General features: G+C 46.3%; 12 protein-coding genes. 11 read left to right on the top strand and 1 reads right to left on the bottom strand.

What is annotated here, in order from left to right; translation table 11 throughout:
• Positions 1-208: 208 nt before the first annotated feature.
• From C7Y71_RS01050 to aat, 3 genes are read left to right on the top strand one after another with little or no spacing between them, the layout of a single operon-like run.
• Complete coding sequence (locus C7Y71_RS01050) at positions 209-517, top strand: ATP-dependent Clp protease adaptor ClpS (RefSeq protein WP_111897897.1); 309 nt, start codon at positions 209-211, stop codon at positions 515-517.
• A 9-nt stretch (positions 518-526) separates the two neighbouring features.
• Entirely contained in the window at positions 527-2,722 is a 2,196-nt protein-coding gene (locus C7Y71_RS01045; RefSeq protein ID WP_111897898.1) for an AAA family ATPase, read from the top strand.
• On the top strand, positions 2,700-3,371 hold the full coding sequence (aat, locus tag C7Y71_RS01040; protein WP_111897899.1) for a leucyl/phenylalanyl-tRNA--protein transferase: 672 nt from the start codon (positions 2,700-2,702) through the stop codon (positions 3,369-3,371). Before C7Y71_RS01045 ends, aat begins: the two co-directional genes overlap by 23 nt.
• 96 nt (positions 3,372-3,467) lie before the next feature.
• Here the strand turns inward: aat and abc-f are convergent, their stop codons facing one another.
• Positions 3,468-5,348, bottom strand: coding sequence for a ribosomal protection-like ABC-F family protein (gene abc-f / locus C7Y71_RS01035; RefSeq protein ID WP_111897900.1), 1,881 nt, complete (start codon positions 5,346-5,348; stop codon positions 3,468-3,470).
• A 100-nt stretch (positions 5,349-5,448) separates the two neighbouring features.
• Here abc-f and C7Y71_RS01030 point away from each other — a divergent pair, with 100 nt between their 5' ends.
• From C7Y71_RS01030 to C7Y71_RS00995, 8 genes are all read left to right on the top strand, one after another.
• Positions 5,449-6,450, top strand: coding sequence for a lipoate--protein ligase (locus C7Y71_RS01030; RefSeq protein WP_111897901.1), 1,002 nt, complete (start codon positions 5,449-5,451; stop codon positions 6,448-6,450).
• Positions 6,451-6,567: 117 nt separating this feature from the next.
• Positions 6,568-7,662, top strand: coding sequence for a glycine cleavage system aminomethyltransferase GcvT (gene gcvT / locus C7Y71_RS01025; RefSeq protein ID WP_111897902.1), 1,095 nt, complete (start codon positions 6,568-6,570; stop codon positions 7,660-7,662).
• A gap of 28 nt (positions 7,663-7,690) precedes the next feature.
• On the top strand, positions 7,691-8,068 hold the full coding sequence (gene gcvH, locus C7Y71_RS01020) for a glycine cleavage system protein GcvH (RefSeq protein WP_111897903.1): 378 nt from the start codon (positions 7,691-7,693) through the stop codon (positions 8,066-8,068).
• Between the two features lie 147 nt (positions 8,069-8,215).
• Complete coding sequence (gene gcvPA, locus C7Y71_RS01015; RefSeq protein ID WP_111897904.1) at positions 8,216-9,529, top strand: aminomethyl-transferring glycine dehydrogenase subunit GcvPA; 1,314 nt, start codon at positions 8,216-8,218, stop codon at positions 9,527-9,529.
• Between the two features lie 18 nt (positions 9,530-9,547).
• Positions 9,548-11,029 carry an aminomethyl-transferring glycine dehydrogenase subunit GcvPB gene (gene gcvPB, locus C7Y71_RS01010; RefSeq protein WP_111897905.1) on the top strand — a complete coding sequence of 494 codons (1,482 nt, stop codon included), beginning with the start codon at positions 9,548-9,550 and terminating at the stop codon, positions 11,027-11,029.
• Between the two features lie 68 nt (positions 11,030-11,097).
• Positions 11,098-12,456, top strand: a complete 1,359-nt coding sequence (lpdA, locus tag C7Y71_RS01005; protein WP_111897906.1) for a dihydrolipoyl dehydrogenase — start codon at positions 11,098-11,100, stop codon at positions 12,454-12,456.
• 91 nt (positions 12,457-12,547) lie between these two features.
• Positions 12,548-13,243: an NADase-type glycan-binding domain-containing protein gene (locus C7Y71_RS01000; protein ID WP_111897907.1), complete on the top strand. Its 696-nt coding sequence runs from the start codon at positions 12,548-12,550 to the stop codon at positions 13,241-13,243.
• 26 nt (positions 13,244-13,269) lie between these two features.
• Complete coding sequence (locus C7Y71_RS00995) at positions 13,270-13,692, top strand: hypothetical protein (protein WP_146739365.1); 423 nt, start codon at positions 13,270-13,272, stop codon at positions 13,690-13,692.
• The last annotated feature ends 39 nt before the right edge of the window (positions 13,693-13,731 follow it).

The following is a 13,731-nucleotide window of genomic DNA, read 5'->3' as shown; positions in this document are numbered from 1 at the left end:
TCAACTTTTATGGTTATGTATAATGTCTGATAACTATGTTGTCAGATTGAACCGTTCAAAGTTTGCAATATTCAAAAAAAATTATGATATTTGCATCAAAGTTTGTATGCAACAAATTTTTGCGTTAAATTTTTGAAATAAAACGAGAAACATACTATATTAACATACATTTACAGAGATTTCTGCTTAAATCTGAAAATTGACTGATATGGCACAAGAACAAAGCAACATAAAAGAACGGACACATATCCAGTTAAAAGAGCCGCGCCGTTACAGGGTTGTCATGTGCAATGACGACTTCACCACCATGGATTTCGTGGTCATAGTACTTAAGGAAGTATTTTTCATGTCGAAAGAAAAGGCTGAAGCCCTGATGCTTGAAGTCCACAATTCCAATAGGGCTGTCGTAGGCATTTACACCTACGACATCGCCACGTCAAAAGTAGAGAAGGCCACCAAGATGGCGCGTAAATACGGCTATCCGCTTCGCCTTATTGTTGAACCCGAAGAAGAATGAAGACAAAAGATGGCTACTACTGAAAGATTAAAAGTCGTATTCAACCACGCATGGGCCTACTGTATAAACAACAGGAATGAGTTTCTGATGCCCGAGCACTTATTGTATGTACTGACAGAGAATGACGAATTCTACACTGCTCTGAACATGTTCTATAACCCGAAGAAGTTAAAAGAGCGTATAGAAGAGTTCTTCACTCAGATTGACAGGATACCTGACGACTATGATTACAAGCCTCAGTTGTCCTTTCAGATGGATCAGTTGGATTTTATTGCCTTTCGTTTTCAATCTTCAAGCGGTACAGAACTTACAGACATACCCCATTATGTAGGTGGCATTTTAGAACTAAGTGAGTCGTGGGCATCTTTCATACTGAGAGACTGCCTTGACGGCAGAGATGCCGAATTCATGAGTGAACTCATCAGTCTTGTAGAGTATAACAACTTTGAGGAAAAGAGCAAAGACGAAGAGGTTGACCAGCAATGGAAAAGGTTGGTGGTCTGCATGAATGAACATTATCAGCAGCAGAACCCTCTCATTGGCCGTGAAGCAGAACTACAGCGCACCATTCAGGTGCTCTGTCGTTGCGAAAAGAACAATCCGCTCCATGTGGGTGAACCGGGTGTGGGCAAGACTGCGCTTATATGGGGACTTGCCCAGATGATAGAAGAAGGGCGTGTGCCTAAACGGTTGCTGGGCAGCCGCATCTATCAGTTGGACATGGGCACACTGCTGGCTGGCACACATTACCGTGGCGATTTCGAAAACCGCATAAAGCAAATTATGGATGGTGTGTGCGAAGAGGGCAACAACAACATAGTTTATATCGACGAAATACATACATTAGTTGGTGCCGGAGCAACGAGCGATGGTGCGATGGATGCATCGAACATGCTGAAACCTTATCTTGAATCGGGCAATGTTCGTTTTATAGGTTCTACCACCTACGATGAATATAACCGCTATTTCTCTCGTTCTAAAGGCATGATCCGCCGATTTCAGCAGATAGACATTCCGGAACCAACGTCGGATGAAACCAAACACATCGTACATCAGTTGCAACCGCGATATGAGGAGTTTCATGGTGTTAAGTACAGCGACGAGGCAATCGACTTTGCCGTAGAAATGAGTATTAAACATATTCACGACCGTTTTTTGCCCGACAAGGTCATCGACTTGATAGATGAAGCAGGTGCAGCGATGGAGATAGGAGATAACGACAGCGTGATAGGCAAGAAGGAGATAGCAGATGTATTAGCAAAGACGTGTAAAGTGGATGCGTTGTCAGAAGCGGCAGATGTGGATTATCAAAACCTTGAGAGCCTTGCGCCACGTATGCTGGAGCAGATATACGGTCAGGATGAAGCCATCCGCCAGGTGGTGGAATCGGTGCAGATGTCGCGGGCTGGGCTGCTTGACGACAACAAGCCGCTCGCTTCATTGCTGTTCGTCGGTCCTACGGGTGTGGGCAAGACTGAGGTTGCACGTGTACTGGCTCGCGAACTTGGTATTGAACTCGTCCGTTTTGACATGAGTGAATACACAGAAAAGCACACTGTTGCAAAACTCATAGGTTCACCTGCAGGATACGTAGGCTATGAAGATGGCGGGCTGCTGACGGATGCCATTCGCAAGTCGCCTAATTGTGTACTGCTGCTCGACGAGATAGAAAAGGCACACGAAGACATCTATAACATCCTGCTTCAGGTGATGGACTATGCGCGACTTACAGACAACAAAGGTCGGCATGCCGACTTCAGGAACGTCGTTCTCATCATGACATCGAATGCCGGTGCGCAATATGCGTCCCAAGCCTCTGTCGGTTTTCAGAGTTCCGTCAGTCGTGGCGATGCCATGATGCGACAGGTGAAAAAGACCTTCAAGCCAGAATTTCTCAACAGGCTATCTGGGTCGGTCGTATTTAATGATATGAGCCGCGAAATGGCAACACTGATCTTGCAAAAGAAATTGCGCGAGCTGGATGCAAAACTTGAAGCCAAGCATGTGTCTATGACTTTATCCACAGATGCGTTCGACTATCTACTCAAAGAAGGTTTCACGCCTGAGTATGGAGCGCGCGAGATGGACAGGGTCATCGCACAACGTCTGAAACCTATATTGATGCGTGAGATACTGTTTGGAAGTCTTAAAGATGGCGGAAACGTTACAATAAGTATTAAAGATGGCAGTCTTCAGATTGGATGAAAAATTGTGGTTCCCCGACCCACATTTGGGCAATCCGGATGGGTTAGTTGCTGTGGGAGGTGATTTGTCGGCAGAGCGTCTGAAACTTGCTTACAGCAACGGCTTTTTCCCGTGGTTCTCTTATCGCATCTGTCCCGGTCCTCACTGGTATTGCCCTTTGGAAAGATTTGTGATATTTCCGGACAAAATACATGTCAGCCACTCGATGAAGCAACTTATCAGGCAACAGAAATACGTTGTTACGTTCAACGAGGACTTTGAAGGTGTGATTGAAAATTGTTCAAAGGTGGATGACCGTAATAAAGAAGAGGCCGCCTGGCTCAGTCCTGACATTATCAGCGCATACACCAGACTTCATCACATGGGTTATGCTGCAAGTGTTGAGGTTTGGGAGTGCTATAATCAGATAGACAGGCAGTTAGTGGGAGGTCTGTATGGCGTAACCTTAAGAAACGCTTTTTTCGGCGAGAGTATGTTCTCCTTTGTTCCAAGTGCATCAAAACTTGCTCTGATTACCTTGGCGCAGAGACTCAACGAACATGGTTGGCATTTCATTGATTGTCAGTTTGAGACACCACATTTGCGCTCTATGGGCGGAGAGTTTATATCTTACGAGAAGTATATGGAGATACTTGAGGGGAAAGGGTAGATTCCTTGTTTTTATAGAAGTTATAGAGATTATAGAAGCTATAGATACTATAGAAACTATAGAAGCTATAGAAGCTATAGAAATCTATAGAAACACCTATATTTCTGATAGTTCGAGCCATCGCATGGACTTTTCGTCGAGTACTTCGTTGAGTTCGGGCAAGCGTTTGCTGAGTTGTGTTAGTTCTTCAACACTAAGAGTGCCACTGCACAGTGCTGTTTCTATCTCACTCTTTTCGGCTTCGAGGTTTTCAATATCCTTTTCGAGTTGTTCAAATTCTCGTTTTTCATTGAACGTCATCTTTCTTTTTCTCGGACGTTCTGAAACGATCTCATTAGGCTTGCTGTTCGGTTGTCTGGTCTTTTCCTGCTTTTCTGTATCATTCTGCTGATTCTGCCATTGCCTATACTGGGTATAATTGCCTGGGAAATCTTTAATGATGCCATTACCCTTGAATACAAGGAGATGATCCACCACTCTGTCTGTGAAATAGCGGTCGTGACTTACTACTATGACGCAACCCTTGAAGTCAATGAGGAATTCTTCGAGAATTTGCAAGGTGGCGATGTCCAGATCGTTGGTCGGCTCATCAAGGATAAGGAAGTTCGGTGCTTTCATCAGTACCATGCACAACTGCAGTCGTCGTCGTTCTCCTCCTGAAAGTTTGTAGATATAATCCTGCTGCTTTTTAGGCGGAAAAAGGAAATGGTTGAGGAATTGCATGGATGAAATCCGCTTTCCGCCCCCAAGATCAACTGTTTCTGCTATTTGGCGCACTGCGTCTATCACTTTCATGTCTTTATCGAGCGGAAGCCCTTCCTGCGAATAATAGCCGAACTTCACTGTTTCACCTATTACGAAGCGTCCTTCGTCAGGTTGCAGTTCGCCGAGAAGGAGTTTTACAAACGTAGATTTCCCGCTACCATTGTCGCCCACTATGCCCATTTTCTCGTAGCGCGAAAAGTTGTAGTAAAAATCCTTGAGTATTACCGTTGGTGGTGCTTCTCCGTTCTGAAATGATTTTGAGACGTACTGCGCCTCGAATATTTTCGCCCCAATATATGTGGCTTTCATCTCCAACCTTGCATTTTGCTCTTCATGTCTCTGTTTGACCTTCTGCTCGAGTTCTGCAAAAGCATCTTTCCTGTACTTTGCCTTGCCGCCCCTCGCCTTCGGCATACGTCTCATCCATTCAAGTTCCCGTCTGTAGCGGTTGTTTGCACGTGCCATACTGGCATCTGCCGCCGACATACGGTCCGCCCGCCTTTCGAGATAGCGCTCATAGTCGCCGGGATAGGAAAAGATTGTCTGTCCGTCGAGTTCTATTATTTGTGTACAGACCGCATCGAGCATGTAACGGTCGTGCGTCACCATAAGAATCGCCTTGTTGCTCCGTGACAAATACTTTTCCAGCCATTCCGTCATGCCAAGGTCAAGATGGTTAGTGGGCTCGTCGAGAATCATCAGGTCGGGCTCAGCAAGCAGGCAGTTTGCCAATGCCACACGCTTAGCCTCTCCTCCTGAAAGATTACCCATTTTCCTGTCGAAGTCTGAGATTTTCAGTTTCGAGAGCACTTCTTTAGCCTCGTGCTCGAACGACCATGCCCCTCGTCTGTCCATCTCTTCGAGCAGTTCGTTGACCGACTCATCGTTAAGCGCCAACCGCCGTTCATATTCGGCAATGAGTTCAGCGAGTTCACCCGTATGCAACAGGCATGCATCAATGACAGAGACATCCGGGTCAAACTGCGGGTTTTGTTCGAGATAAGCCACGGAGATGTCGCGATGGTAAACAACACTGCCCTCATCGTAATCCTCCTTGCCTGCCAAAATGTTTAGCAGAGTTGTCTTCCCCGTACCATTACGGGCAATCAGAGCCACGTGTTGCCCTTTGGCAATGGAAAAGGAAACGTCTTCGAAAAGAAGCCGCTCTCCAAACCATTTCGTCAGGCGTTGCACATCGAGATAGACCGTCATGGTGAATTTTCTTTGAATTTGCGCACAAAGATAACAAATAGTATGTTTTTACTTTATTTATTGCTTATTTTTGCATCAGATATTTTAGTAGAATAACGAAATGACGAAGTTTTTTTTTCCTGCTGTTGAAATTGTTTTTCCTGATGATGGTATTCCTCGTCGCGCTGCATTCTATCTGGCGGCAGAGGAATATGTTGCACGCACATTTCCAGAGGGCAGTTACTTGTTTTCGTGGATATTGAACAAGACTGTGGTTATAGGGCGCAATCAGGTGGCTCATAAGGAATTGGACATTGACTTTTGCAGGGGAAACGGCATTGACATTATCCGCCGGAAAAGCGGTGGTGGTGCTGTTTTTGCCGACAGGAACAATATCATGTGGAGTCTTGTTACTTACGGCGGGGATGTGGAAACGGTGTTCGGTGTCTATTCAAAGCGCATGGCAGATGCGCTTACGGAGGTTGGTGTGCCTGTTGAAGTGTCGGGTAGGAATGACATCCTGCTCGAAAATGGCAGAAAAATTTGCGGTAATGCTTTCTACCACCTGACCAACCGAAATATCGTGCATGGCACAATGCTTTACGACACGACAATGGAACTGATGCAAAAATCACTGTTGCCCGCACCCGAAAAACTTAAAGCCCGGGGTGTGCAGAGTGTCCGTACGCGCGTGGGATTTATCAAAGACTACTATTTGGGAAGTATTCAAGAATTGAGATCAGAACTCACAAAGGTACTTTGCTCCCGTTCCTTGTCGTTTACTTCTGACGACATCAGAGAGATTGAAAAGATTGAGGCTACATATTACACTGACGAATATCTGTGGGGCAATGTAAGCGGAATAGTAGAAACATTCAGCCGTCATATCGACCATTGCGGTGAAATAACCATAAGTTTCAGCCTACTTGGGAGTATAATCAAAGACGTGACGCTCTCCGGCGACTTTTTTGAGTTGGAAGATGCCCAATCTGCTTTCTCCACAGCATTTCGTGGCGTTCCTTTTACTCATAAAGACTTGACCGATGCCGTACTGACGCACCACCCTGAACGTAGCATCCGCGGGCTAAGCACATCTGTTCTTATAGATATGCTCCACACCTGAAAAGTGAGGAAAAAGAAAACAAATAGCAGGGAAATACTTTTTGTGTAATATTTTTTCGTAATTTTGAGGCACTTTTCAGACAATGAATAAAATAATCATTAAGAACATCTTAAAATAATGTCAGAAACCAAAATTACGTGCCTGCACGACAGACACATCAAATTGGGCGCCCAGATGGTGCCTTTCGGCGGTTTTGATATGCCGATACAGTATTCAACCATCATAGAAGAACACAATGCCGTAAGAGAGCACTGCGGTATTTTCGACGTGAGCCACATGGGCGAAGTGGTCGTAACTGGCAAAGAGGCTGAGAAATTTGTGCAGTACATCTTCACTAACGACATCAGCGGCGCCGAGGTTGGTAAGATTTTCTATGGAATGATGCTCCATCCAACCGGCGGTACGGTTGACGACCTCCTCGTTTACAAAATGGGCGATGAGAAGTTCTTCCTCGTTATCAATGCAGCCAACATTGACAAGGATTATGCCTGGATAGAAGAAAACGCCAAGCAGTTCGACGTTGTAACTGAAAACCAGAGCGACTATTACGGCCAGGTTGCCATTCAAGGTCCTGAGGCTGAGGCTGTTGTGGAAAGCGTACTCGGACTGGAATGCAAGGACCTCGTGTTCTACACCTTCAAGACCATAGAAACTGCAGGCGAGACTATCATCATCAGCCGTACGGGTTATACCGGTGAAGACGGCTTCGAGATTTACGGCAGCCATGCCTTTATCCAGACGTGCTGGGACAAGATTATCGAGAGCGGCAAGGCTCTTCCCTGTGGTCTGGGTTGCCGCGACACGCTTCGCTTTGAAGTAGGTCTTCCACTCTATGGCGATGAACTCTCCGACGATATCACTCCCTTGGAAGCAGGTTTGGGCATGTTCTGCAAACTGGACAAAGAAGACTTCATTGGCAAGGATGCTTTGGTTAAACAGAAAGCCGAAGGTCTTCGTCGAAAGATTGTGGGCATCGAACTGAAAGGCCGCGCCATTCCCCGCCATGGCTACGAAGTGCTGTCGGGCGAAGAAGTCGTTGGCACCGTTACTACAGGTTATAACTCTATCAGCACAGGAAAGAGTGTTTGCATGGCGCTTGTTGACATCAAATGTGCGGCACTCGACACTCCACTGCTCGTGAAGATTCACCGCAAGACACACGAGGGAGTTGTTACCAAGAAACGTTTTTACAAGAAGAGTTACAAGAAATAATAAACCCAAATAAATACTTTTAATAGAAATGGCAAAAATCATTGAAGGACTCTATTATGCAGAGAGTCATGAGTATGTTAAAGTAGAAGGCGACTTCGGTTACATCGGCATTACCGACTATGCTCAAAACCAATTAGGCAACGTGGTGTATGTAGATATGCCCGAGGTTGACGACGAAGTAGAAGCAGGCGAAGTGTTCGGTGCAGTAGAAAGTGTAAAAGCAGCCAGCGACCTCATTTCTCCGGTAAGCGGAAAAGTAGTTGAAATCAACGAAGCGTTGGAAGATGAGCCCGAATTGGTAAATCAGGACGCGTTTGAAAACTGGATTATCAAGGTTGAACTGAGCGACAAGTCTGAACTGGACAATCTGCTTTCAGCAGCCGACTACGAACCTCTTTGCAAGTAAATTCACTGTAATGAACCGATAAAAGGAGACCGGGAAGGATTTTCTTCCTTGCCTCCTTAAGGTATGTTCTATTGATTCTGATAATTTATCCATCTTTAATAAATAGAACATACCTTATTTAATAACATAGAGTTTATTTAACTAGACATGCACAGATATTTTCCACATACAGACGAAGACATTCGCCAGATGCTCGACCTTATAGGTGTCAAGAGTCTTGACGACCTATTTGCCGAGATACCTGAAGAATTGAAACTCAAAGGCGAACTGAATCTTCCCGAAGGCAAGTCAGAGGCAGAGATACGCTCCATTTTTGCGCGTTTGTCTGCCATGAACAAACCTTTGACATGCTTTGCAGGTGCAGGCGCATACGACCATTACACACCGAGTGTTATCCCTTACATCACATCGCGCAGTGAGTTCCTCACATCCTACACACCCTACCAGGCTGAAATTTCTCAAGGCACGCTGATGTACATCTTCGAATACCAGACGATGATGTCGAACCTTACAGGTATGGACGTATCGAATGCCAGCATGTACGACGGCGCTACAGCCACTGCTGAAGCCATGATGATGACCTGCGCTGCATCGAAAAAACGCAACCGTGTCCTTGCAAGCGGCACACTTAACCCTGCCGTATTAGACGTATTGAAAACGTACGCTCACTTCCATGGCATCAATCTTGAGATTGTTCCTGCAAAGGATGGACAAAGCGACCGTAAAAGCATTTCAGCAAAACTTGCAGAAGGGGATGTGGCAGGTTTAATTGTTGCTCAGCCTAATTATTACGGCATAGTGGAAGACTTTACAGGTCTTGCTGATGAATGCCATACTCAGAAGACTTTGCTTGTAATCACAGGTCCTGCCAGTCCTTTAGGCGTGCTGAAATCGCCCGGCGAATGGGGTGCCGACATTGCCTGCGGCGATGCTCAATCGCTTGGTCTGCCACTCAACTATGGAGGTCCGTACATTGGCTATCTCTGTGTCAAAAGTGCACTTATCCGCAAGATGCCGGGCCGCATCGTAGGTCAGACAGAAGACACCGAAGGCAAGCGTACATTCGTGCTGACCATGCAGGCGCGTGAGCAGCACATTCGTCGCGAAAAGGCGACATCGAACATCTGCACCGCACAAGGCATCATGTGCCTCTACGTTGCCATATACCTCTCCTTGATGGGACCTAAAGGGCTTGTCGAGGTGAATGACATCTCTATGAAGAACGCGCATTATCTTTGTGACGCTCTCGTTGGCACCGGACATTTCAAACTGACATACGACGCACCTTTCCTCAACGAATTCTGCCTTACATACGACGGAGACGTTGATGCACTCATCAAGAAGTGCGCCGAAGAAGGCATATTGGCTGGCGTGAAGGTTGACAACAACAAATTGCTCGTTGCCGTTACCGAACAGCGCACGAAAGCAGAAATGGACCTATTAGTTTCACTTGCTAAATAATAATTAGGAGGACAGATTATGAACAATGTATTTTATGGCAAACTGATATTCGAATTATCACGGACCGGTCGCACAGGCTACAGTCTTCCGACGTGCGAAGTTGAAGCAACCGGTTGCGAAAGTCTTCCTGCATCAGTGAAACGCACAACATCGCTCCACTTGCCTGAAGCAGACGAGCAGACCGTAGCCCGCCACTACACCAACATGTCGAACAACAATTTCGGTGTAGATACAGGTTTTTATCCCTTGGGCAGTTGCACAATGAAGTACAACCCCAAGATAAACGAAGAAGTGGCAGCCCTTCCAGCATTCACAGCCCTGCATCCACTTCAACCCTCCGCGTCTGTTCAGGGTGCATTAGAGTTGTACTATGAAGTTCAGAAGATATTGTCAGAGATTTCCGGCCTCAGCGAGTTCACACTAAATCCATTTGCCGGCGCACACGGTGAACTGACGGGCCTGATGATTATACGCACCTATCACCAACGCCGTGGCGACGAAAAGCGCACGAAGATTATCGTTCCTGACTCTGCACACGGCACTAATCCCGCATCGGCAGCCGTTTGCGGTTTTCAGATAGTTGAGGTGAAGTCCACACCAGACGGCACTGTTGACGTTGAAGACTTGAAGCCGCTTCTTGGCGACGACATTGCGGGCATGATGATGACGAATCCGAACACGCTGGGCATATTTGAGACCAAGATTCCCGACATAGCCCGCCTTGTTCACGACTGTGGTGGCCTGATGTACTATGACGGCGCCAACCTCAACCCGATGCTTGGTGTGTGTCGTCCTGGCGATATGGGCTTCGACGTGATGCACATAAATCTTCACAAGACATTCTCCACTCCTCATGGCGGTGGTGGTCCCGGTAGCGGTCCTGTCGGTGTGCGTCAAGGTCTGGAGGCATATCTTCCCAATCCTCGCGTAGTGAAAAATGCTGATGGCAGTTTCTCATTGACCAAGAACGGTGAAGCCTTAGGCAGTGTGTCGTGCTATCTTGGCAATTATGGCATCCTCGTCCGCGCATACGCTTACCTGCTCTCGCTTGGCAGGGACGGCATCAACATGGCAGGACGACTTGCCACACTGAATGCCAACTATATCAAGGAAAGCCTGAAGTCGCACTATCTTTTGCCCATCGACGGTCTTTGCAAGCATGAATTCGTGTTTGACGGATTGCGTCCTGAATATGGCGGCGACCATCATGACGATGGACATGTTACGACTTTGGAAGTGGCTAAAAACCTCCTTGATCATGGTTTCCACGCTCCGACAATCTACTTCCCGCTTCTGTTCCATGAGGCACTGATGATAGAGCCTACGGAGACGGAGAGCAAAGATACGCTCGATGAGTTCATTGCCGTGATGAAGGAAATAGCAGAGGAAGCGCGCGACAATCGTGAATATGTGAAGTCTGCTCCTCACCACACACCAGTAGGACGTCTTGATGACGTGAAGGCGGTAAAAGATGCTATTTTCAAGTACGATTTTAATTAAAGCCAACGGACGCGCTCACATACTTTAATAATGGGGCGCGTCCTTATCTTATCAAATACAAAGATAATATGACAGACTTAATCATTATTGGTGCCGGACCTGGCGGTTACGAAACAGCAGTTAGGGCTGCAAAACTTGGACTTCAGGTAACCATCGTCGAGTCGAAACATCTTGGTGGCACATGCCTCAATGAGGGTTGCATACCAACAAAATGCCTCTGCCACAGTGCAGAAATGCTCGATGAAATACGCGGTGCTTCATCATTGGGCATCAATGCAGAAAACATCACATTCAATCTTGAGGTAGCCATCGAGAGGAAAAATCAGGTCGTGGCTCAGTTGACAAGCGGCGTGGCTGGCTTGATGAAGTCGCCAGGGATAACTCTTGTGAACGGCAAAGCCTCGTTTAAGGATAAAAATACAGTTTGCGTGACCAAGCCTGACGGCAGTGTGGAAGAACTTTCTGCAAAGCACATCATCATTGCAACAGGCAGTGTAAGCAAGTTTCTTCCTATAGAAGGTGCACATTCTGAGAACGTCGTTACTTCAACTGAACTCTTGGACATGACGTCTCTGCCAAAGCGACTCTGCGTGATAGGCGGTGGTGTTATCGGTCTGGAGTTTGCTTCTATATTCAACAGTTTTGGCAGCGAGGTTACTGTTGTGGAATTCTGCAAGGAAGTGCTTCCCAATCTTGACAAGGACATTGCCAAGCGCCTTCGCACATCATTGAAGAAGAGAGGCATATCTTTCCACGTTGATGCTGCCGTTACAGCAGTGAAGACATTGGAAGACGGCAGTTCTGAAGTCTGCTTCACAGAAAAAGGCAAGGAAGCATCGGTGAATGCTGATTGTGTCCTTATGGCTGTTGGGCGCGCTGCGAATCTTGAGAGTCTTAATCTTGATGAGGTAGGTATTTCTTACACGCGCCGTGGCATAGAAGTTAATGCAGACATGCAGACTAACATTCCAGAAATATATGCCATCGGCGATATCAACGGGATTTGTCCTTTGGCTCATGCTGCAACTTTCCAGGGCTATCGTGCCATCGACCATATTCTTGGCAATGAAAGTGAAATCAACCTGGAGATTATCCCAAGCGCGGTGTTCACAGTGCCAGAACTTGCATCTGTTGGACGTAGTGAAGAACAACTGAAAGATGCCGACATTGACTATAAATCGCATAAATACTTCTACCGTGCCAACGGAAAGGCACTGTCGCTCGGTGCCGACGAAGGTCTTGTGAAGATACTTGCAGATGAGAACGGTAAAGTGCTTGGGGCACAAATACTTGGTGCACATGCGTCAGACCTGATTCACGAGGTTACTCTCCTTATGTCGAACGGAGGCACATTGGAAGACATTGCCAAGACTGTACACGCCCACCCCACTCTGAGCGAGTTAGTACTTGCTGCGGCAGAATCATAGGTTTAAACTTAATACGCACAAAATAATCCAATATTAAGAGAATTCATATTGGTTTTTTTTATTTTTGCATGATATTACACATACATACGTTATGAGACACAAGATTTTGACAGCCATTATTTTTTCATTTGTTGCTTTTGGTATGTACGCACAAGTGAAACATATCAAACCAAAGAATGTTGCTAAACTTCAAACCATCTCTGCCGAGCAATACAATCAACTTGGCGAAGCATACAACACCGGTAAGATGACAGAGAAAGAGGCTAAGAAATTTGAGAACGACGCCTTGTTCTATGACTTCTTCTCAGGCGGATGCAGTTGGTATTGCGGTGGGGATGTTGACACCATTGTTGCTTCAAGTTGTTTGGAACAAGACGGGAGGAAATATGCCGGTGCAAACGTCCACGACTTCGACGTCACCACACAATGGATTGAAGGTGCTACGGGTCAGGGAATCGGTGAATATCTGGAATATACCTTTCCCGGTTCTTGTCCTCGAATTACGACCATCAACATCATCAATGGTGACATCACAGATTTAGTGACATGGAAAAACAGATCGCGTGTAAAGCAACTGAAAGTATATTTCAACGGTGCTCCTTACGCTATACTCGACTTGAAAGACAGCCGTTCCCTTCAAACTTTTGAAATTGGCACAATAGGATTTCATGACGCATACATGCCGCAGTGGACGCTACGTTTTGAAATACTTGACGTTTATCCCGGAGACAAACTTGAAGAGACAGCCATTTCCGAACTCATATTCGACGGCGTTGATGTACACTAATCTGATAACAACATAACAACGATATCATGAAATATATACTATTATTGTTCTTTGCCTTCATGGCAACAGGCGTATCGGCACAATACAACAAGAGCACCACCTACCGCGACAACAGTGGAAAACGCATAGGAACATCAACTACCAAGACCGACAGATGGGGTAAAACCACTACTACCTACCGTGATAACAGCGGTACGAGGAAAGGCACATCCGAGACACGCGCCAACACGTTCGGCAAAACAAACACCACCTACCGCGACAATAGCGGAAGAAGGACGGGCACTGCTGAAACACGAACCAACAGTTTTGGCAAGGAAACCACAGTTTACCGCGACAAAAGTGGTAGGCGCACAGGTACATCGGAGACTCGTACCGACGCTTTTGGCAATAAGATTACAACCTATCGAGATGCCAGCGGAAAACGTATTGGTACTTCAAAAGAAAAGTAACATTATAGAATGATTTCGGATGTAATAATGGCTTTTTGA

This window comes from Pseudoprevotella muciniphila, from assembly GCF_003265305.2.
Lineage (GTDB): Bacteria > Bacteroidota > Bacteroidia > Bacteroidales > Bacteroidaceae > Alloprevotella > Alloprevotella muciniphila.
The sequence above is the reverse complement of the archived record's forward strand: the minus strand, read 5'-3'. Positions and strand labels throughout refer to the sequence as shown.

What these genes read in the sequence shown, in the direction of transcription:
- gcvT (WP_111897902.1), top strand. Translation starts at nt 6,568, where the DNA reads ATGTCAGAAACCAAAATTACGTGCCTGCACGACAGACACATCAAATTG.
- C7Y71_RS01030 (WP_111897901.1), top strand. Translation starts at nt 5,449, where the DNA reads ATGACGAAGTTTTTTTTTCCTGCTGTTGAAATTGTTTTTCCTGATGAT.
- C7Y71_RS01000 (WP_111897907.1), top strand. Translation starts at nt 12,548, where the DNA reads ATGAGACACAAGATTTTGACAGCCATTATTTTTTCATTTGTTGCTTTT.
- gcvH (WP_111897903.1), top strand. Translation starts at nt 7,691, where the DNA reads ATGGCAAAAATCATTGAAGGACTCTATTATGCAGAGAGTCATGAGTAT.
- abc-f (WP_111897900.1), bottom strand. Translation starts at nt 5,348, where the DNA reads ATGACGGTCTATCTCGATGTGCAACGCCTGACGAAATGGTTTGGAGAG.
- C7Y71_RS01045 (WP_111897898.1), top strand. Translation starts at nt 527, where the DNA reads ATGGCTACTACTGAAAGATTAAAAGTCGTATTCAACCACGCATGGGCC.
- C7Y71_RS00995 (WP_146739365.1), top strand. Translation starts at nt 13,270, where the DNA reads ATGAAATATATACTATTATTGTTCTTTGCCTTCATGGCAACAGGCGTA.
- lpdA (WP_111897906.1), top strand. Translation starts at nt 11,098, where the DNA reads ATGACAGACTTAATCATTATTGGTGCCGGACCTGGCGGTTACGAAACA.
- aat (WP_111897899.1), top strand. Translation starts at nt 2,700, where the DNA reads ATGGCAGTCTTCAGATTGGATGAAAAATTGTGGTTCCCCGACCCACAT.
- gcvPA (WP_111897904.1), top strand. Translation starts at nt 8,216, where the DNA reads ATGCACAGATATTTTCCACATACAGACGAAGACATTCGCCAGATGCTC.
- gcvPB (WP_111897905.1), top strand. Translation starts at nt 9,548, where the DNA reads ATGAACAATGTATTTTATGGCAAACTGATATTCGAATTATCACGGACC.
- C7Y71_RS01050 (WP_111897897.1), top strand. Translation starts at nt 209, where the DNA reads ATGGCACAAGAACAAAGCAACATAAAAGAACGGACACATATCCAGTTA.